Genomic DNA, 19,565 nt, shown 5'->3' with positions numbered 1-19,565 from the left:
ACGGTAAACAATTGAAAAACCACCCTATAAAGTGGTACAATGGTAGAAAAATACTATAGTAAGAGTTCATCTTATTTTAACAAAAATTACAGAAATGAATGGTTTTTCTTGATGAAACAAAGAAAAGAATTGTACCTTTTTCTTGGTCGGACAGCCTTGTATTTTCTTATCTTTCTAGGGCTGCTTTACTTCTTTAGCTATCTTGGTCAGGGTCAAGGAGGCTTTATCTATAATGAATTTTAACTTGAAGGAGAACCCCTATTGTGTCAAATAAACCAATAGTAGATATGATTGAAACCATTGAGCATTTTGCTCAGACACAGCCTAGCTATCCTGTTTATAATGTTTTGGGGCAGGAACACACTTATGGAGATTTAAAGACTGATTCGGATAGTTTGGCTGCAGCCATCGATCAACTGGATTTACCAGAGAAGTCTCCTGTAGTCGTTTTTGGAGGCCAAGAATATGAAATGTTGGCAACTTTTGTAGCACTGACTAAGTCAGGACATGCCTACATTCCCATTGACAGCCATTCGGCCTTGGAGCGAGTTTCGGCAATTTTAGAAGTAGCAGAGCCAAGCTTGATTATTGCGATCTCAGACTTCCCATTGGAGCAGGTTTCTACACCAATGATGACTCTAGCTCAGGTTAAGGAAGCCTTTGCTCAAGGAAATAGCTATGAGATCACGCATCCAGTCAAGGGTGATGATAATTACTACATCATCTTTACTTCTGGTACGACTGGTAAGCCTAAGGGAGTGCAGATTTCACATGATAACCTCCTCAGCTTTACCAATTGGATGATTACGGACAAGGAATTTGCGACGCCAAGTCGTCCACAAATGCTGGCTCAGCCACCTTACTCATTTGACCTGTCTGTCATGTACTGGGCGCCGACCTTGGCACTGGGTGGTACGCTTTTTGCCCTTCCTTCAGCCATTACTCAGAACTTTAAGCAACTCTTTGCGACCATCTTTTCATTGCCAATCGCTATCTGGACATCAACCCCTTCTTTTGCAGATATGGCCATGTTGTCAGAAGACTTTAATAGCGAGAAAATGCCTGGTATCACGCATTTCTACTTTGATGGCGAAGAATTGACGGTCAAAACGGCTCAAAAACTGCGCGAACGTTTCCCGCATGCTCGTATTATCAATGCCTACGGCCCAACAGAAGCGACAGTGGCTCTGTCAGCAGTTGCCGTGACAGATGAGATGTTAGCGACTCTCAAACGCCTCCCAATCGGCTATACCAAGGCTGATTCTCCAACATTTATCATTGATGAGGAAGGTAATAAACTACCAAATGGGGAACAGGGAGAAATCATTGTTTCTGGACCAGCTGTGTCAAAAGGCTATATGAACAATCCTGAAAAAACAGCGGAAGCCTTCTTTGAGTTCGAAGGACTGCCAGCCTATCACACAGGCGATGTGGGAACTATGACAGATGAGGGCTTGCTTCTCTACGGCGGACGCATGGACTTCCAGATCAAGTTCAACGGTTACCGCATTGAGTTGGAAGATGTCTCTCAAAACCTTAATAAGTCTCGCTTTATCGAGTCTGCTGTTGCTGTTCCACGTTATAATAAAGACCACAAGGTACAAAATCTACTAGCCTATGTCATCTTAAAAGATGGTGTCCGCGAGCAGTTTGAACGTGATATCGATATTACCAAGGCGATTAAGGAAGACTTGACAGACATCATGATGTCCTACATGATGCCGTCTAAATTCCTTTATCGAGATAGTTTGCCACTGACTCCAAATGGAAAAATTGATATCAAAGGATTGATTAACGAGGTGAATGAGAGATGATGGAGTTCTTTCAACAGCTTCCTCATTTAGAGCCATACGGCAATCCTCAGTATTTTGTCTATGTGATTGCTGCAACCTTACCTATCTTTATTGGCCTCTTTTTTAAGAAACGCTTTGCCTGGTATGAAGTGCTGGTTAGCCTCTTCTTTATCGTCACCATGTTGGTAGGTGGGAAGACTAATCAATTGGCTGCCTTGGGTATCTACCTTTGCTGGGAGATATTGCTCTTGCTTTTCTACAAGCATTATCGAAAAAGTAAGGATGGCAAGTGGGTCTTCTATCTAGTTAGTTTTCTGTCCCTCCTTCCGATTGTCTTTGTCAAGGTGCAACCAGCTATCAATGGAACACAGTCTTTGCTTGGGTTCTTGGGAATTTCTTACCTGACCTTTCGTTCGGTTGGGATTATCATCGAGCTGAGAGATGGAGTGATTAAGGATTTTACCCTCTGGGAATTCCTCCGCTTTCTACTCTTCATGCCGACTTTTTCAAGTGGTCCAATTGATCGCTTTAAGCGTTTTAATGAAAATTATCAGACCATTCCTGAGCGGGATGAGTTGATGGATATGCTGGATGAATCTGTTCGCTATATCATGTGGGGCTTTTTGTATAAGTTTATCCTAGCTCATGTTTTAGGAGAGACCTTGTTGCCTCCTCTGAAGAATTTAGCCTTGCAATCAGGTGGTTTCTTTAACCTCTATGCTTTAGCGGTTATGTATACCTTTGGTCTGGAGCTCTTCTTTGACTTTGCAGGTTACTCTATGTTTGCCTTAGCTATCTCAAACTTAATGGGAATCCGTAGTCCCATCAACTTTAACAAGCCCTTTTTATCAAGGGATTTAAAGGAGTTTTGGAATCGTTGGCACATGAGTCTTTCTTTCTGGTTCCGTGACTTTGTGTTTATGCGGATGGTCATGGTATTGACCAGAAAGAAGGTCTTTAAAAATCGTAATGTAACCTCAAGTGTGGCCTACATTGTAAATATGCTGATTATGGGATTTTGGCACGGTGTGACCTGGTACTATATCGCCTATGGACTCTTTCATGGGATTGGACTGGTTATCAATGACGCTTGGATTCGCAAGAAAAAAACGCTCAATAAGGAACGGAAAAAAGCAGGGAAGGCTGTTCTACCTGAGAATCGCTGGATTCAGTTGCTTGGCATGGTTGTCACCTTCCATGTCGTCATGCTGTCATTCTTAATCTTTTCTGGATTTTTGAATGATTTATGGTTTAAAAAATAAAAGGAAATAAAATATGGATATCAAATCAGAAGTTATCGAAATTATTGATGAGTTGTTTATGGAAGATGTTTCTGACATGATGGATGAAGATCTTTTTGATGCAGGTGTCTTGGATAGTATGGGAACGGTTGAATTGATTGTGGAGATTGAGAACCGTTTTGACATTCGTGTCCCTGTAACAGAGTTTGGTCGCGACGACTGGAATACAGCTAATAAAATCATAGCTGGTATTGTGGAGCTACAAAATGCTTAAACGCTTATGGATGATCTTCGGACCGGTCTTGATAGCTGGTTTGTTGGTTTACCTCTTGATTTTCTTCTTCCCTACTGGTAGTGCTCATGATATCATAAAGGAAAAGCGATCGGCAGCAGCAACTACAATTGATAGTTTTAAAGAAAGATTTCAAAAAGTTAGGGCTCTGTCAGATTCTGATTTAAGATTTGTTCCTTTTTTTGGATCGAGTGAGTGGTTACGTTTTGATAGTGCCCATCCTTCAGTATTGGCGGAAAAATACAATCGCTCCTATAGACCTTATTTGTTAGGTCAGAGAGGAGCTGCCTCCCTTAATCAGTATTTTGGGATGCAACAGATGTTACCGCAACTGGAAAATAAGCAAGCTGTCTTTGTTATTTCACCTCAGTGGTTTAGTAAAAATGGATACGAACCAGCAGCTTTTCAACAGTATTTCAACGGAGATCAGTTAACTAGTTTTTTAGAAAATCAGTCGGGAGATCAAGCGAGTCAATATGCAGCAAGTCGCCTCCTTCAACAGTATCCTCATGTAGCTAATAAAGATATGATTATGAAATTGGCTAAAGGAGAATCTCTTTCAGAAACAGATTATGATTTAGTTGCTTTAATGTCTCGTTTTAATGAGAGACAGTCGATACTCTTTGGTCAATTTTCTTTCAGAGGTTATGCCAACTACGATAAGCATGTAGTTAAGTATTTGAAAACCTTACCAGACCAGTTTTCTTATCAAGCCATAGAAGATGTTGTTAAAGCAGATGCAGAAAAGAATACGTCTAATAATGATCTTGGAATGGAAAATTATTTCTATAATACGCAGATTAAGAAGGATTTTAAGAAATTAAAGGATTCTCAGAAAACTTATACTTATCTCAAGTCTCCAGAATATAATGACTTGCAGTTGGTCTTAACCCAATTTTCCAAATCTAAGGTAAACCCGATTTTTATCATTCCGCCTGTTAATAAAAAATGGATGGATTATGCTGGTTTACGAGAGGATATGTATCAACAAACAGTGCAGAAGATTCGATATCAGTTAGAAAGTCAAGGTTTTACCAACATAGCAGATTTTTCTAAGGACGGCGGGGAGCCTTTCTTTATGAAGGACACCATTCACCTTGGTTGGTTGGGTTGGTTGGCTTTTGACAAGGCAGTTGATCCTTTCCTATCCAATCCTACACCAGCTCCTACCTACCATCTAAATGAGCGCTTTTTCAGTAAAGAATGGTCGCTCTACGATGGAGATGTTAAGGAATTTCAATAGATAATAATATGGAAGAGTTCAAGAATGAAACTAGTTTTGGCTCTTTGTCAACTGTAGTGGGTTGATATAATAGTCTTAGACCTTGATTTTTCAAGGTCTTTTTTGATTTTGGTCACTTTTTGGTCAACTTTTTTATAAAAAAATTATTGACTCAATAACTCTCTAACACGTTTGTTTTCTGATTCTTCTTTTTCCTTTATTAAGTGACCATATGTTTGAGTTATTTGTGTAATATCTTTGTGTCCCATGTTTGAAGCTATAACCCAAATATCAATCCCATAGCCTAACATAATACTTGCGTACGTGTGTCTAATACCTGTAGCTGATAAATCGATTGGATTGAGTTTTAACTTTTTGAGATGCTCTCTTAAACGCTTATTCACTTCGTGATTTGAAGGAACAATAGTATACAAATCGAAAAAAATATGATTTTCTTTATTTTTGATATTTGTTTGTTCAATAGCTCTACTTTGAATTTCTTTTAATTGATTCAAAACATTCAATGTTTCTGAATCAATTGGAATAGTTCGAACAGAAGTAGCTGTTTTTGGTGGTCGCCATTCTTGTTTACGTGGGTCGTAGCGCCTATATGTTTTGACTTCTTGAGTTTTATTCAAAATGCAATCCCATGTTAAGCCTAGCACCTCACCGAAACGCAAGCCAGTTTTTAATTGAGTAAAGAGAAGATAGTCAATAATATTAAACTTCAGTTCAATATTATGTTTTATCTCTTTCAATAACTTATGATAATCTTTCGAACTTGTTATAGCTTTTTCTTTTTTTATCTTTCGCCTTGCTTGCCCTGTAATAACCACACCATCTGTAAAATCAATGATTGATAACTTATCTTTTTTCGCGAATTGAATGACTTTTCTAACTTCCGCATTTAATCGCCGAACCGTATCTTTTCCAACTCTTTTTGCGTATTCGTTGATAAATTCTTGATACTCACTAAAATTGATATTAGTAGCGGATTTATCTTTGAAATAATCTAAAATAAGTTTACCTCTATGTTTGTGATGTGCAATTGTCCCTTGACTTTTATTCAGGGGAACTATTTGCAGATTATACCATTTCTCCCACAATTGATATAGAGATATATTTGAATCAATTATGTTACCGTTTAATAGTTCTAATTCAATTTTACTTGCTTCCAGCATCGCTTCTTTTTTTGTTTTGAAGCCTGAGTTTGAAGCTACTACCTTTTTATTTTTATCAAATATTCTATAATCCCAATTTTTCTTTTTCCCTCTTTGTCTGTATGAAATTGCCATATGATTATCCTTTCTTTTTAAAAAGATGATAACCAAGACATCGTCTTGGCTATTATATCATTTCTCTTTTAATAATTCTGAAAAATGCTGTTCAAAAAAAGCTCTCGTCTTAGAGGCGAGAAAGATATATTTTCCGCCCTGATTTTGTGGATATTTTACAAAACCATCTTTATTCTTTTCAATATCGATTTTTGAACGAATATCAACACGATATAAAACTTTTTCTAAAAGCCAGGGTCGAGATACTGAAACCATTTCTAAAACATCGTTTAGAGTCATATATTGACCAGCAGACGCTTTCTTCTTCAGATTAAGATACTCTTCCTTTTCAACTACAATGTGTGTGTTGGGAAGATTTATTTCTAAATTGTCTATTTTTATTAAAATTTTATCTGTCATATGAATTTTTCTCTTTCTATGATAAAATAGAAGCAGAAATAGTGTTTATTATTTCTACTATTTTGAGTTATCGCTAGCCTCGCTTTGGTCGGTTGAGTTTGTAGCGATAACTTTTTTTGTGTTGATATTTTTCGCGTCATTTATCTTTTTTAAGATATTTGATGCAATTTTTCGAAATTCTTCTTCATTTTCTACACTTTTTAGTGTGTAGGTATCTAATTTTTTAAATGATTGTTTCGCTTTTTCTTTTAAATCACGTATAGCTGTGTAATTCCATAATTCAATTTTGATATCCTTATTCTTTTCATCATGAACCATTTTGATTACAAATCTAATTCTTCGCATTAATTGATGATATTCTTTATTTTTCTTTCCAAACCACGAATCACACCAATCCCAATAACTATCTGAATTTGTAATAATTGTTAAATCATTGATGATATACGCATCTTTAAACCGTGAACTTAACTGTGTGGCTGAATCTGGTTCAAGTATCTGAAATAACTCTCGAAATGTCATGCCACAACTTGCATCTAATTCATTGATTACAATCGTTTTTTCCCCTTTATAACCTGAACCCAAATCGAATCGTTTCTTATTGATGGATGGGGTATGTGCGCCTAATCTATCATGTTCTTCTGCAAGTAAGCGTGCTAGATATGATTTTCCTGTCCCCCCTTCAGCTTGAATATAAATACCTGTGTGATTTCGTTCGCCCTTGCTCATACGAATAAACTCTTTTTGAATAAATTCTTGTCTGTTTTCCTCAAATTGTCTTTTATTTGAATTCCATGCTTTTTGTGCTATCCGTTGTGTGAATTGCTCAAATAATTGTTGTTTCGCTTCCATTATAAGTAATCCTTCCTCTGAGATTTGATAACTTAATTCTAAACAATATTCATCGATTTCTAAACCATTATCAGCCTTTTCTTTGCTGTGGTTTTTGATTTTTCCCATGATATCATCAATATAGTTTGTATTTTCTGATGAAATGACTTCCGAAACCTCGTAGGGGAATTTGTGTTCTTCCATGTTACGCTCATTGCGATGCGTTAAATATCTGCATGTTTTAATTGAACTACGAACAAATTCTAAATTTTGTTCTCTTGAAATTGATAAAGCCTTAAATACCGATGAGTAAGTATGTGCATGTTTGAAATCAATATAAAAATGTGCGTGTAATGGTTTTGAACTTCCGTCGTCTTTCAAATCTTTATCATGAAAAATAATATGATACCTATCTTCTTCATTTTTACAATATTCTTTAATCCGTTGAATAACTGATTCACGAAAATCTTTTTCAGTTAATTCTGAATTTGCATTATGTTCATATTCAAATGAAATTTGACCAAAAAATTTTCTTTTTCTATCATTTTGATTAATCTTCATAAAAATCCTTCCTGATTTTGACACAAAATAGAGAGTGTGTGTTGATTTTGAGTTGTTGTGATATGGTTTAGATGAGGACACACAGACGGAGAAAACTGTGTGTCCTCATCTAAACAAACATCATATTTACTTGACACATCACAACATAAAATTCTTCTTCATTAGATGTAGTTGGTTTAATAATTATGGTGCTGGTGTACCTGCCTGCCTTCAGCAGCAGTACACCGCACTATTATTTTTTTCTAAATGCTGTTGAGCTGAATGTTCTACTATTTTCTAATCTAATGAAATCATTAAATAAATATCTACTATCTAACTGATTTAATTCTCTTTTAGCCTGTGTTAATAATTCTTCCATAATATTATAACTTTCACAATTCGCTGGAAAAGTCCATGTTGCAACAGCTTTTTGTTCATAGTAAACAACAGTTAATGTCAATAGAGAACGGTTTGCTTTTCTGATAATTTCCTGTTTTGAATTGCTGTAACGAGAAGATTCCTCCAAACTTGGCTCTACATTTATCTGCCTACAAAATCGTCTCATTTGCCAAGTTGCGACGTATGATTTGATGCTGTTTCTGAAATAATCGAATTCAACATTACGAGACGCAAAATCTAAAACAATTATAAAAAACAAGATAGAAAATGCACTTACTGTAATTAAACGCAATATCCAAATGAACACTACAAAATAATAGAACGATTCTAAATTCATTTGAAAAAATAAAAATAGACTTAGACGCTCCAAAATGAAAGATACAATCCAAATAAAGACTGTAAAATTAATTACATTATATTTATTGAAATAATTTCTCATGTACTTTGTTCCTTTCTAATCGTGTAAGTTGGGGTTAACAAGGGCATTATGTGAGTTCTGTGTTCACTATCTGTAAACTTGATAATACCTGTACCAATACCTGCAGGTACTACTATATTGTCAACGTTTGTATTTGGTAGCAAAAATTGGCAGGTATTTGCATTTACTTCACCTAAGATAACAATACAGTTAATTTGTTCACGTACTGCTGTATTACCTCCAAAAGCAGTTGCATCAAAGCGCTGACTTAACAAAATTAGACTAATATTTGTTTGCCTACCAAGTAAAGCAATTGTTCCTAGTAACTGAGAAAATGCTTCACGTGCTTGTTTTGAACTACCTTGTACCAATGCTAACAGCTCATCAATAACAATATAAATGCGTTCGAACTTAGTATTTGGTTTTGTTAATAATATCTCTTGACGTTCATATATCTTATTAATGATACGAGCTAATAATTCGTTGACTTCTGTAATAAAACTATTCAAATTAGAACCCTTGGTTGGAGAGAACACTTCTAAATTTAGCTCCTTAGCTAATAAATAAATATCTGATAATTTAGGGTCAATACAGATAATTTGATTTGTAATTGATTTTAAACAATAAATGAGATATTGAGCAAAATGAGTTTTCCCCGATCCGCTGGCCGCACTTATTGCTAGATGGACTACCTTTGTCATATCAATTGCAACGTTGTTTTTCATTATAGGAATATGTTTTTCTGATACATTTTCTTTAATAAAAGTTTGTAAATTATCTATTTTTAAGCGCGTTGGGACACCATCCAACCATGGAAAAAAGAAAGCCCGAGCTAAGTTTGGATTAGTAGTGTCGTAAGAGACAAAATAGGCATTGTTTTGAGTTAATAGCGTTTTAAAAGGATATAGAATACCAGAGCAAATTGCTAAAATATCAAAGTATAGTTTTTTACTTAAAGAAAATGATACAGGTAAATTCGGAGTAAATAAAAATCCAGTATCATTACTTAGAACTTTTATATCAAATGAGTTTAAATAAGATGATTCATCATTGATATTGAGAGCATTATTCAAATTTCTCAAAATGAATTGTTCTAATTCGAATTTGTTTTTACCAAATTCCACTACATCAGCAGAAGTTGCTGATGTAGCTTGACTTTGGCTTTTATTCATTGAAAAAGCCATATGTTACTTTCCTTTCTTTTTAATATCTTTTGCCCTGAAATAAAGTTGTCCGTACTGATTTTCGAATGCTTCTAAATCTTCAAATTCAACAATATCACCAATATCTATTTTTGATAAGTCTGGTTTATGTTCTGGTAAAAACTTTATTTTGAAGGGATTGTGATTGTCAGTTGCAACGTATACTTGATAACTTTGAACGTTATCTGTACGCTTCATTTTTTCTTTGCCATTGATAACTTCGCCAGTTTTTTCAAATTCATATTGAGTTTCTAACTGTTTACCTGCCAACTTAACGAGCTCATTTGAAAGAGCTTCATTTGCAAGGCTAGCACTGTAGCCATTTACTTTTTTAAAGAATGCCATCATGGATTCCTCCTTGTTATTTATTTATTTATTTTGTAGCAGTTGCTTTTGCTACAATATAATCATAACAAAAATAACCGTTTATAACAATAGAAAATAGGTTTATAAACGGTCATAATTTAAACGAACATCATGGATTATTGACTATATATAAAATAAGTGTTATACTCTCGTTAAGAAAAATAATCGATTAGAATATAGTGCTTAATCGATTATTTAGAAACAGAGGTAAAAGATGGCTAAAAAATCTATTGAAGAAAAAATTTATAACGGAAAAACATATAGAACAAGTGCTTTTTTGAAAAAAAAGCTATATTTATCAGCAGAAAGTAGCAGAAGAATTCTTCAAGATTATGAACATAATCCTGATTTGGGAGTGAATCCTAAATTCTATGATGAAAAGATTATAAATCAAATCATAGAAGACTATTATAACGACGAATCGAAAATGAAGAGTATAGAAAAAAGAAAAATAAAACTTGAAAAAGAAAGAGCATTACAAGAAAAAATTTCATTCGAAAATTATGAATCTGAACTCGTTGATGTTGCTGATTGGTTTTTAATAAATAAACGCATCGAGAAAGACCTTGTTATTGTCATGTTAAAAAATCTATTTTCAGCTATGGGCAAAAGATTTGATATGGATTTATTTAATGAAGATGTTGCAAAAGTTGAAAAATATAATCGAGCTGTTGGAGGTTATGGAATTCCAAGACCACTAGATATTGTAGAAGCTGATGACAGATTAAATGCAGATGATGGATATTTGGAATAAAAAATAACCGCTAAGATGTGTGTATCTTAGCGGTTTGGTTTTTCTTTAACAGTTTTTATTAGTAATTGGAAGGCTTCTAAGAGCTGTTCTTGGCTTCTTTGTGGAAGTTGAGCTAATTGGTCAGCTAATAACTCTAGATGTGGGTTCTTTGGGGATATACGGCTTTCAAATAGCTCTGATGGTGTGATATTAAGAGCTGTAATAATCTTTTCTAGTGTATCAATCTTTATATTTGAACCTTTGGTTTCAAGGTTGGAAATATAATCTATACCCACACCAGCCTTTTCACTGAGATGTTGTTGGCTTAATCTTTTTTCTTTGCGAATAGTACGAATTTTTTGACCGATATATTTTTTTAATTGAATAGGTTCCATGTTTTACCTCATTTATGTACCATAATACATGGAATAAAACTAGAAAATAACCCATATATAAACAAAGTTTTACAAAAATATTGTCTGTAAACTAAAAATGTGTTAAAATAGTGCTATAAAATATATAAAATTGCATGATATACTACATATATCATGGTTTGACTTAACAGTCAAACCAATCCTATTAGCTCTTAAAAGGAGAAAATGATGAAGAAACTAAAAACCCTAACAACCTCAACAGCTATTGCGCTTGCGTCTGTTGGTGCGCCTGCATTTGCTCAGGAAGCAACTACTACAACAGCAGTTGATACAACTGCTGTCAATGAACCAGCTCTTGTTTCAAAACCTGTAGCTGATGCAAAACCAGAAGTGAAGAAATCTTCTGATATCAAGCCTGCTCTTGATGCTCAAGCGTCTACTGTTAAACAAGTTGAAGCTGAAAGTGAAACAGCAAAAGCTGAAGCTACTTCTGCTAACAAAGCTGTCACAACTACCGAAACTGCTTTGACAAATGCTAAAGAGGACTTGAAGTCAGCGGAAGCCGTTAAAGCAAATGCTACAGAAGAAAATATTACTGCTACAAAAGCTAAACAAGACGCCAACGTAAAAGCTCAAGAAGCCAATCAAAAAGCAACTGAATCGTCTACTGAAGCGATTAAAGCTCAAACTGAGACTGTAGCAACTGAAACTGCTAATGTTGCAAGCGCAACAAGTAAGAAAGCTGAAGCGGATAAAGCAGTAACCGCTAAAGAAGCTAATGTAAAATCAGCTGAAGACGCGCTAAATGGTTCAGGACTTGGCGAAGCAAAAGCCTCACTTGCCCAAGCTGAAAAAGATATTGAACAAGCAAATGCGAATATCTCAAGCGCAACAAAAGCTGTCGAAACCGCTAAGAAAGCAGATAGCAACCGCGCAGATGCCATCAAACAAGCTGAGAACAATGTGAACGTCAAAAATGATGCCTTGAAATTAGCTAAAGAAATGATGGACGCAGACCAAAACAAAGTGGATTCTATCCAAGAAAAAGCAGATGCTACAGCCTCTAAAGAAAAAGAAGCACAAACTGCATTAGATGTTGAAAAAGCTAAGTTGAATAAATCTGAAGGAATGAACATTCCAAATCCAACATTCACTATTCCAACAAATGTGTATAATGGATTTTCAGCAGATGTATTGAAATCAGCTGGTGTGTCTTCAAATGTTGTTACATTTGGACAACTATTAAAATTAGAAAAAGCTAATAAAAATAACACAATCAAAAATGATTTAGATGATTTTATTCTTACATCTGTAGCTGACATCGTTAAAAAATCAAATGCTAACGTCAAATATGATGAAGCTGATCAAAACCGTCCAGTTGATATTGACAATTTAACAGATGCTCAAAAACTTGAAATCTCAGAATTTTACGTCAATGGATTGAAACAAATCAAAAATGCATTTAAGGATTCATTCAACGTAGAATCAGAAACAGGAACAACTAAAGAAGCTGTTACTTTAGCGTCAACACAAGCTGAAAAATATGAAAAACGTGGATTAGACCCAATGGTTCATGGTCACGTACCTAATGCTGTTGAAAACGTTGCTTCAATGCGTTCTGATATTTCAAATATGTATGAACTAAAACAAGCTGTATACAACAATTTGATGTTCACAACATATCTTGATGGCGTTTCAAATGCTGATAAACGTCGTCCATGGGGACACCTTTATGCAAACCTAAACTTTGCAAAATATGTTGGTATTGACGTAGCTAATATCAATGGTCGTCATTACATGATTACAGCATTTTCAAATGAAGGAACTCCAGTTTCTAAATCAAATGACCTTGCCCGACTTGAAGCAAAACTAGCTGAAGCCCAAAAACAAAACAGTCAAGCTCAAACTGCTCTTACAAATGCTAAAGCAGAATTGGCATCAGCTTCACGCAAATATGCTTCTGCACTTGAAGCTAAAACAGACGCTGAAAAAGAATTGGCAAGCAAATCAGAAACACCACTTCAAACAGAAGTCGCTGAAAAGAACTTGCAATTGGCAAACCTTGCTTTGAAAAATGCACAAGAACGTAAAGCAACTGCTGAAACAGCTGTTGAAAACTTCTCAAGAAGCCAAGCAGAAAAAGAAACTGCTCTTGAAACAGCTAAAGATGAACTAGCTACAGCTAAAACTGCCCAAAAAGATGCTGAAACTGCTCTTACAAGTGCACAAGCAAAATTGCAAGCTGAAGAAAACAAGTTGACTGCACTTCAAGCTGAACAAGCGAAGCTCCATGCAGAAAAAGACCAATTGGTGTCAGATGCGAAAGCAATTGCAACTGAATTGAGTGCTTATCTAAACGCAGACAAGAATCTTGCAACTGCGCAAGCAAAAGTAGCTGATTTAGAAACAAAATTGACTCAAGCAAAATCTACTGCAAAATTGGCACAAGATAAATTAGATGCCGTTACAGCTAAATTGAAAACTGAACAAGCTAAATTAGCTGAAATCCAAGAAGAGTTTGATAAGTTGTTAGACTTAGAAAACAAAGCTAAAGATAATGTAGTTGCAACTCTACCAGATGGAACTGTTGTGGCTGTAGACTCAAATTCTAATACTTTACCTAAAGAAAATATTGAAGAAACTGCTGATAAATCTAAGACAGCTTCACAATCAGGTAAAGATGTTACTTTGGATACTAAAGAAGATGTTGTTGTGAAAGATAAAGAACAAACAAAAGATAAACAACAAACATATTCAGCTCCAGCTGTTAAAGCAGGTGCAGATGAAAAAGTGACATATTCACGAGTAGAACGTGCAAAATCATTGCCAGACACAGGCGAGTCATCAAGTGTTGCAATGTTGGTACTCGGTGCAATTCTTGGAGTATTTGGACTCGTAACAGTACGTAGAAAGAATTAGAATAATATAAAAATCTTCTTATTATAAATAGGAAGATTTTTTGGATTCACAAAACTAGTTTAAAAGACTACGCTATTTAAACTAATTTTGAGAATGAATATATAAGGATATCCGGAAATCTAGTTGGTCAACCTTTGGTCAACTTTTGTATTTTGAATATACCTTAGATGGTGACGATGTCTTGGTATATCTGATACTCACTTACATATTCTAACTTATTTTAACTAAGATAAAACTGTAGTGGGTTGAAGAAAAGCTAAGCTCGAGAAAGGACAGATTTAGTCCTTTCTTTTTTGATATTTAGAGCCATAAAAATCCGTTTTTTGAAGTTTTCGAAGTTCCGAAAACCAAAGGCATTTCGTTTGATAAGTTTGATAAGATTATTGGTTGCTTCCAGTTTAGCGTTTGAATAGGGGAATTGAAGGGCGTTGACGATTTTCTCTTTGTCCTTGAAAAAGGTTTTAAAGACAGTCTGAAAAAGAGGATGAACCTGCTTTAGATTGTCCTTAATGAGTCCGAAAAATTTGTCAGCTTCCTTATTCTGAAAGTGAAAAAGTAAGAGTTGATAGAGATTATAGTGGTGTTTTAAGTCTTCTGAATAGCTCAAAAGCTTGTCTAGAATCTCTTTATTTGTTAAGTGCATACGAAAAGTAGGGCGATAAAAACGTTTCTCACTGAGTTTCCGACTATCTTGTTGGATAAGTTTCCAGTAACGCTTGATAGCCTTGTATTCATGGGATTTTCGATGATACTGATTCATGATTTGGACACGCACACGACTCATGGCACGGCTAAGATGTTGTACAATGTGAAAGCGATCTAGAACGATTTTAGCACACGGAAAAAGCTGTTTAGCCAAGTCATAATAGGGACTAAACATATCCATAGTAATAATTTTCACTCGACATCGGACAGCTCTATCGTATCGAAGAAAGTGATTTCGGATGACAGCCTGTGTTCTACCTTCAAGAACAGCGATGATACTGAGATTATCAAAATCTTGTGCAATGAAACTCATCTTTCCTTTTGTAAAGGTATATTCGTCCCAAGACATCATCTCAGGAAGGCGAGAAAAATCAGGCTTAAAGTGAAAGTCATTGAGCTTGCGAATGACAGTTGAAGTTGAAATAGACAACTGATGAGCAATATCGGTCATGGAAGTTTTTTCAATCAGCTTTTGAGCAATCTTTTGGTTGATGATACGAGGTATTTGGTGATTTTTCTTGACGAGAGAGGTTTCAGCGACCATCATTTTAGAGCACTGATAGCACTTAAAACGGCGTTTTCTAAGGAGGATTCTAGTAGGCATACCAGTCGTTTCAAGGTAAGGAATCTTAGACGGTTTTTGAAAGTCATATTTCTTCATTAGGCTTCCGCAATCAGGACAAGATGGGGCCTCATAGTCTAGTTTAGCGATGATTTCCTTGTGTGTACCCTTATTAATGATATCTATAATTTGGATATTAGTGTCTTTAATATCGAGTAGTTTTGTGATAGAATGTAATTGTTCCATATGATTCTTTCTAATGATAGTTTGGTCACTTTTCATTATAGATCTTATGGGACTTTTTTTCTACACCAAAATAGGCTCCATAATATCTATAGGGGATTTACCCACTACAAATATTATAGAGCCCTAGTTTTCACGTTTTTTCTTGACTCTTTTTTTGCTTGTGATATAATTAACCAGTAAATAAAATTTCAAAGAATAGTATTTTTCTCTTAAAAAAGAGAAGTCCAAAAGGAAAGGAGTAACACATGAGACAGCTAGCGAAAGATATCGATGCCTTTTTGAATGAGGTGATTTTGCAGGCAGAAAATCAGCATGAAATCCTAATAGGTCATTGCACTAGTGAGGTGGCCCTGACCAATACTCAGGAGCACATTCTCATGCTTTTATCAGAAGAATCTTTAACAAATTCAGAATTGGCCCGTCGTCTCAATGTCAGTCAGGCGGCAGTTACCAAGGCCATTAAATCTTTGGTCAAGGAAGGGATGTTGGAAACATCTAAAGATCCTAAGGATGCGCGTGTGATTTTTTATCAGTTGACTGATTTGGCTCGTCCAATTGCTGAGGAGCACCATCATCACCATGAGCATACACTTTTAACCTATGAAGAAGTGGCGACTCAGTTTACTCCAAATGAACAAAAAGTGATCCAGCGGTTTTTGACTGCTTTAGTAGGAGAAATCAAATAATGAGATATATTACGGTAGAGGACTTATCCTTCTATTATGATAAGGAGCCCGTTCTTGAACATATCAATTATAGTGTTGATAGTGGGGAATTTGTTACCTTGACAGGGGAGAATGGGGCAGCTAAGACGACACTCATCAAGGCCAGTCTTGGAATTCTTCAGCCACGCATTGGCAAGGTGACCATTTCAAAGACAAATACGCAGGGTAAGAAATTGAGAATAGCTTACCTTCCTCAACAGATTGCCAGTTTTAATGCAGGTTTTCCAAGTACGGTTTATGAATTTGTCAAGTCGGGTCGCTATCCGCGAAAGGGATGGTTCCGTCGCTTGAATGCTCATGATGAGGAGCATATCAAGGCCAGTTTAGATTCAGTTGGTATGTGGGAACACCGAGACAAACGCTTGGGTTCTCTCTCTGGGGGACAAAAGCAGCGAGCGGTGATTGCGCGTATGTTTGCTTCTGATCCAGATGTGTTTATCCTAGATGAGCCGACAACGGGGATGGATGCAGGAAGTAAAAACGAATTTTACGAACTCATGCACCACAGCGCCCATCATCATGGCAAGGCTGTTTTGATGATTACTCATGACCCTGAAGAAGTTAAGGACTATGCGGACCGCAATATTCATCTAGTCCGTAACCAAGACTCGCCATGGCGTTGTTTCAACGTTCATGAGAATGACCAGGAGGTGGGCCATGCTTAGTTTATTATCTTATGACTTTATGCAACGCGCCTTTCTGGCGGTTATTGCTATGAGTCTTTTCTCGCCAGTTCTTGGAACCTTCCTTATCTTGCGTCGTCAGAGTTTGATGAGTGATACCCTCAGCCACGTCTCTCTTTCAGGTGTAGCCTTTGGGTTGGTTTTGGGGATTTCTCCGACTATTTCAACTATTGCTATTGTCTTGATTGCGGCGGTCTTTCTGGAGTATCTCCGTACGGTTTACAAGAGCTTTATGGAAATCGGGACAGCAATCCTCATGTCAACGGGTCTGGCTGTTTCTCTGATTGTCATGAGCAAGGGGAAAAGTTCTAGTTCTATGAGTTTGGACCAGTACCTTTTTGGTTCGATTGTGACTATTAGTGAGGAGCAGGTCATTTCCCTCTTCGTTATTGCGGCGGTTGTTTTGATTTTGACCTTCCTCTTCCTTCGTCCTATGTATATCTTGACCTTTGATGAGGATACGGCCTTTGTGGATGGCTTGCCAGTTCGTACCATGTCTATTCTTTTTAACATGGTGACAGGGGTGGCCATTGCCCTTATGATTCCTGCTGCAGGAGCTCTTTTGGTATCGACTATCATGGTCTTACCAGCTAGTATTGCCCTTCGTCTGGGGAAAAACTTTAAATCGGTTATGCTGCTTGCCAGTGCTATTGGATTTTTGGGAATGGTAGCAGGACTTTACATTTCCTACTATGCAGAAACACCTGCAAGTGCAAGTATTACCATTATTTTTGTAACTGTCTTTTTACTCATTAGTTTAGTAAGACGTTTTATCAAATAGGAGACGAACGTGAAAAAAATTAGCTTATTGCTAGCCAGTCTATGTGTCTTGTTTTTAGTGGCTTGTTCCAATCAAAAGCAGGCAGATGGAAAACTAAATATCGTGACGACCTTTTACCCTGTCTATGAATTTACCAAGCAAGTCGCAGGAGATAAGGCTAATGTGGAACTCCTAATCGGTGCTGGTACAGAACCCCATGAATACGAACCCTCTGCCAAGGCAGTTGCCAAAATCCAAGACGCAGATACCTTCGTTTATGAAAATGAAAACATGGAAACATGGGTACCTAAATTGTTAGATACCTTGGATAAGAAAAAGGTGAAAACTATCAAGGCGACAGGTGATATGTTGCTCTTGCCAGGTGGCGAAGAAGAGGGAGACCATGACCATGGAGAAGAAGGCCATCACCATGAGTACGATCCCCATGTTTGGTTATCACCAGTTCGTGCCATTAAACTAGTAGAGCACATCCGTGACAGCTTGTCAGCAGACTATCCTGATAAAAAAGAGACCTTTGAGAAGAATGCTGCTGCCTATATCGAAAAATTGCAAGCCTTGGATAAGGCTTATGCAGAAGGCTTGTCTCAAGCCAAACAAAAGAGCTTTGTAACGCAACATGCAGCCTTTAACTACCTTGCCTTGGACTACGGACTCAAACAAGTCGCAATCTCAGGACTTTCTCCAGATGCAGAGCCATCAGCAGCTCGCTTGGCAGAATTGACAGAGTATGTCAAGAAAAATAAAATTGCCTATATCTACTTTGAAGAAAATGCTTCACAAGCCCTTGCTAACACACTTTCAAAAGAGGCAGGTGTCAAAACAGATGTCCTCAATCCTTTGGAAAGTCTGACAGAAGAGGACACCAAGGCTGGCGAAAACTATATTTCCGTTATGGAGAAAAACCTCAAGGCTCTGAAACAAACAACGGGCCAAGAAGGCCCAGCTATCGAGCCTGAAAAGGCAGAGGATACCAAGACAGTCCAAAATGGTTACTTTGAGGATACAGCTGTCAAGGACCGCACCTTGAGTGACTATGCAGGTAACTGGCAATCAGTTTATCCTTTCCTTGAAGATGGCACGTTTGATCAAGTCTTTGACTACAAGGCTAAGTTGACTGGCAAGATGACTCAGGCTGAGTACAAGGCCTACTATACAAAAGGCTACCAGACAGATGTGACTAAGATTAACATTACTGATAATACTATGGAATTTGTTCAAGGTGGACAAAGCAAGAAATATACTTATAAGTATGTTGGAAAGAAAATCTTGACTTACAAGAAAGGCAATCGTGGTGTGCGCTTCCTCTTTGAAGCGACAGATGCTGATGCTGGACAGTTCAAGTATGTTCAGTTTAGTGACCACAATATCGCCCCAGTTAAGGCAGAACATTTCCATATCTTCTTTGGAGGAACAAGCCAAGAAGCACTCTTTGAAGAAATGGATAACTGGCCAACTTACTACCCAGATAACCTATCTGGACAAGAAATCGCCCAAGAAATGTTGGCGCATTGATGAGAAGCCGACTAGTTCATAGGAGTTAGTCGGTTTTTGGGTATTAGATGGCTAACTTCATTATGGACCTTTCAGAACTGTAAAAAATAAATAAAACTCTTGAAATATCGGGGTTTATATGCTAGAATGTAGTTAATTGATAAGGTTCATTAGAACACCAAAGCCCTTAACTATGCCAGTAGTTAAGGGCTTTTTTGACGTATCTTAGAGATTTAACGGGTGTTGATAGGCTAGTCACTCGGTCTAGTCCTTACTATCTAGCCATCTGCAGACGAAATACAAGACAATCCCTGCTATAACATCCGCTATAATAGTAAGAGCGAGTTCTAT

19 protein-coding genes are annotated in these 19,565 nt (G+C 36.6%); 11 read left to right on the top strand and 8 right to left on the bottom strand.

Annotation, left to right across the window (positions count from 1 at the left end; translation table 11 throughout):
• The first annotated feature begins 111 nt into the window (after positions 1-111).
• From HT734_RS00135 to dltD, 5 genes are read left to right on the top strand one after another with little or no spacing between them, the layout of a single operon-like run.
• Positions 112-243, top strand: coding sequence for a teichoic acid D-Ala incorporation-associated protein DltX (locus tag HT734_RS00135; protein WP_000813666.1), 132 nt, complete (start codon positions 112-114; stop codon positions 241-243).
• A gap of 20 nt (positions 244-263) precedes the next feature.
• Positions 264-1,814, top strand: coding sequence for a D-alanine--poly(phosphoribitol) ligase subunit DltA (gene dltA / locus HT734_RS00130; protein ID WP_061759627.1), 1,551 nt, complete (start codon positions 264-266; stop codon positions 1,812-1,814).
• On the top strand, positions 1,811-3,055 hold the full coding sequence (dltB, locus tag HT734_RS00125) for a D-alanyl-lipoteichoic acid biosynthesis protein DltB (protein WP_173278047.1): 1,245 nt from the start codon (positions 1,811-1,813) through the stop codon (positions 3,053-3,055). The genes dltA and dltB overlap by 4 nt, the downstream gene beginning before the upstream one ends.
• A gap of 13 nt (positions 3,056-3,068) precedes the next feature.
• A complete protein-coding gene (gene dltC / locus HT734_RS00120) occupies positions 3,069-3,308 on the top strand; it encodes a D-alanine--poly(phosphoribitol) ligase subunit DltC (protein WP_000351967.1) in 240 nt (79 codons plus the stop codon).
• Positions 3,301-4,569 (top strand): D-alanyl-lipoteichoic acid biosynthesis protein DltD, encoded by a 1,269-nt coding sequence (gene dltD, locus HT734_RS00115; RefSeq protein WP_173278045.1) that lies wholly within the window; start codon positions 3,301-3,303, stop codon positions 4,567-4,569. The genes dltC and dltD overlap by 8 nt, the downstream gene beginning before the upstream one ends.
• A gap of 143 nt (positions 4,570-4,712) precedes the next feature.
• Here the strand turns inward: dltD and HT734_RS00110 are convergent, their stop codons facing one another.
• The 6 genes from HT734_RS00110 to HT734_RS00085 all read right to left on the bottom strand — a co-directional run bounded on the left by HT734_RS00110 (position 4,713) and on the right by HT734_RS00085 (position 9,977).
• On the bottom strand, positions 4,713-5,843 hold the full coding sequence (locus tag HT734_RS00110; protein WP_173278043.1) for a site-specific integrase: 1,131 nt from the start codon (positions 5,841-5,843) through the stop codon (positions 4,713-4,715).
• 57 nt (positions 5,844-5,900) lie between these two features.
• The gene (locus HT734_RS00105; protein WP_173278041.1) at positions 5,901-6,242 is read right to left on the bottom strand and encodes a DUF771 domain-containing protein; all 342 of its coding nucleotides are present in this window, start codon (positions 6,240-6,242) and stop codon (positions 5,901-5,903) included.
• 57 nt (positions 6,243-6,299) lie between these two features.
• Entirely contained in the window at positions 6,300-7,631 is a 1,332-nt protein-coding gene (locus HT734_RS00100; protein WP_173278039.1) for a Rep family protein, read from the bottom strand.
• Between the two features lie 232 nt (positions 7,632-7,863).
• Positions 7,864-8,301: a hypothetical protein gene (locus tag HT734_RS00095; protein WP_240151599.1), complete on the bottom strand. Its 438-nt coding sequence runs from the start codon at positions 8,299-8,301 to the stop codon at positions 7,864-7,866.
• A gap of 143 nt (positions 8,302-8,444) precedes the next feature.
• The gene (locus HT734_RS00090; RefSeq protein ID WP_173278035.1) at positions 8,445-9,611 is read right to left on the bottom strand and encodes a cell division protein FtsK; all 1,167 of its coding nucleotides are present in this window, start codon (positions 9,609-9,611) and stop codon (positions 8,445-8,447) included.
• Positions 9,612-9,614: 3 nt separating this feature from the next.
• On the bottom strand, positions 9,615-9,977 hold the full coding sequence (locus HT734_RS00085) for a hypothetical protein (RefSeq protein WP_240151597.1): 363 nt from the start codon (positions 9,975-9,977) through the stop codon (positions 9,615-9,617).
• Positions 9,978-10,209: 232 nt separating this feature from the next.
• Here HT734_RS00085 and HT734_RS00080 point away from each other — a divergent pair, with 232 nt between their 5' ends.
• The gene (locus HT734_RS00080; RefSeq protein WP_153226747.1) at positions 10,210-10,749 is read left to right on the top strand and encodes a hypothetical protein; all 540 of its coding nucleotides are present in this window, start codon (positions 10,210-10,212) and stop codon (positions 10,747-10,749) included.
• 26 nt (positions 10,750-10,775) lie between these two features.
• Here the strand turns inward: HT734_RS00080 and HT734_RS00075 are convergent, their stop codons facing one another.
• Positions 10,776-11,123, bottom strand: a complete 348-nt coding sequence (locus HT734_RS00075) for a helix-turn-helix transcriptional regulator (protein WP_153226748.1) — start codon at positions 11,121-11,123, stop codon at positions 10,776-10,778.
• 207 nt (positions 11,124-11,330) lie between these two features.
• On the opposite strand from HT734_RS00075, the gene HT734_RS00070 reads away from it, so the two are divergent.
• Positions 11,331-14,021 carry an SEC10/PgrA surface exclusion domain-containing protein gene (locus HT734_RS00070; protein WP_173278033.1) on the top strand — a complete coding sequence of 897 codons (2,691 nt, stop codon included), beginning with the start codon at positions 11,331-11,333 and terminating at the stop codon, positions 14,019-14,021.
• 256 nt (positions 14,022-14,277) lie between these two features.
• Here the strand turns inward: HT734_RS00070 and HT734_RS00065 are convergent, their stop codons facing one another.
• On the bottom strand, positions 14,278-15,534 hold the full coding sequence (locus HT734_RS00065; RefSeq protein ID WP_173278031.1) for an ISL3 family transposase: 1,257 nt from the start codon (positions 15,532-15,534) through the stop codon (positions 14,278-14,280).
• A 245-nt stretch (positions 15,535-15,779) separates the two neighbouring features.
• Here HT734_RS00065 and adcR point away from each other — a divergent pair, with 245 nt between their 5' ends.
• From adcR to adcA, 4 genes are read left to right on the top strand one after another with little or no spacing between them, the layout of a single operon-like run.
• Positions 15,780-16,220, top strand: a complete 441-nt coding sequence (gene adcR, locus HT734_RS00060) for a zinc-dependent transcriptional regulator AdcR (protein ID WP_042901818.1) — start codon at positions 15,780-15,782, stop codon at positions 16,218-16,220.
• Positions 16,220-16,924: a metal ABC transporter ATP-binding protein gene (locus tag HT734_RS00055; RefSeq protein WP_001269496.1), complete on the top strand. Its 705-nt coding sequence runs from the start codon at positions 16,220-16,222 to the stop codon at positions 16,922-16,924. Before adcR ends, HT734_RS00055 begins: the two co-directional genes overlap by 1 nt.
• Complete coding sequence (locus tag HT734_RS00050) at positions 16,917-17,723, top strand: metal ABC transporter permease (RefSeq protein ID WP_000950030.1); 807 nt, start codon at positions 16,917-16,919, stop codon at positions 17,721-17,723. Before HT734_RS00055 ends, HT734_RS00050 begins: the two co-directional genes overlap by 8 nt.
• Positions 17,724-17,732: 9 nt before the next feature.
• Complete coding sequence (adcA, locus tag HT734_RS00045; RefSeq protein WP_173278029.1) at positions 17,733-19,235, top strand: zinc ABC transporter substrate-binding lipoprotein AdcA; 1,503 nt, start codon at positions 17,733-17,735, stop codon at positions 19,233-19,235.
• Positions 19,236-19,565 lie beyond the last annotated feature (330 nt).

It is taken from the genome of Streptococcus sp. k-90, assembly GCF_013277565.1.
In the GTDB taxonomy this organism is placed as follows: Bacteria; Bacillota; Bacilli; order Lactobacillales; family Streptococcaceae; genus Streptococcus.
The sequence above is the reverse complement of the archived record's forward strand: the minus strand, read 5'-3'. Positions and strand labels throughout refer to the sequence as shown.

Bases quoted from the DNA above. Each gene is read 5' to 3' on its own strand.
- HT734_RS00135 (WP_000813666.1), top strand. From the start codon at position 112: ATGAAACAAAGAAAAGAATTGTACCTTTTTCTTGGTCGGACAGCCTTG.
- dltB (WP_173278047.1), top strand. From the start codon at position 1,811: ATGATGGAGTTCTTTCAACAGCTTCCTCATTTAGAGCCATACGGCAAT.
- dltC (WP_000351967.1), top strand. From the start codon at position 3,069: ATGGATATCAAATCAGAAGTTATCGAAATTATTGATGAGTTGTTTATG.
- dltD (WP_173278045.1), top strand. From the start codon at position 3,301: ATGCTTAAACGCTTATGGATGATCTTCGGACCGGTCTTGATAGCTGGT.
- HT734_RS00110 (WP_173278043.1), bottom strand. From the start codon at position 5,843: ATGGCAATTTCATACAGACAAAGAGGGAAAAAGAAAAATTGGGATTAT.
- HT734_RS00105 (WP_173278041.1), bottom strand. From the start codon at position 6,242: ATGACAGATAAAATTTTAATAAAAATAGACAATTTAGAAATAAATCTT.
- HT734_RS00100 (WP_173278039.1), bottom strand. From the start codon at position 7,631: ATGAAGATTAATCAAAATGATAGAAAAAGAAAATTTTTTGGTCAAATT.
- HT734_RS00090 (WP_173278035.1), bottom strand. From the start codon at position 9,611: ATGGCTTTTTCAATGAATAAAAGCCAAAGTCAAGCTACATCAGCAACT.
- HT734_RS00085 (WP_240151597.1), bottom strand. From the start codon at position 9,977: ATGATGGCATTCTTTAAAAAAGTAAATGGCTACAGTGCTAGCCTTGCA.
- HT734_RS00080 (WP_153226747.1), top strand. From the start codon at position 10,210: ATGGCTAAAAAATCTATTGAAGAAAAAATTTATAACGGAAAAACATAT.
- HT734_RS00075 (WP_153226748.1), bottom strand. From the start codon at position 11,123: ATGGAACCTATTCAATTAAAAAAATATATCGGTCAAAAAATTCGTACT.
- HT734_RS00070 (WP_173278033.1), top strand. From the start codon at position 11,331: ATGAAGAAACTAAAAACCCTAACAACCTCAACAGCTATTGCGCTTGCG.
- HT734_RS00065 (WP_173278031.1), bottom strand. From the start codon at position 15,534: ATGGAACAATTACATTCTATCACAAAACTACTCGATATTAAAGACACT.
- adcR (WP_042901818.1), top strand. From the start codon at position 15,780: ATGAGACAGCTAGCGAAAGATATCGATGCCTTTTTGAATGAGGTGATT.
- HT734_RS00055 (WP_001269496.1), top strand. From the start codon at position 16,220: ATGAGATATATTACGGTAGAGGACTTATCCTTCTATTATGATAAGGAG.
- HT734_RS00050 (WP_000950030.1), top strand. From the start codon at position 16,917: ATGCTTAGTTTATTATCTTATGACTTTATGCAACGCGCCTTTCTGGCG.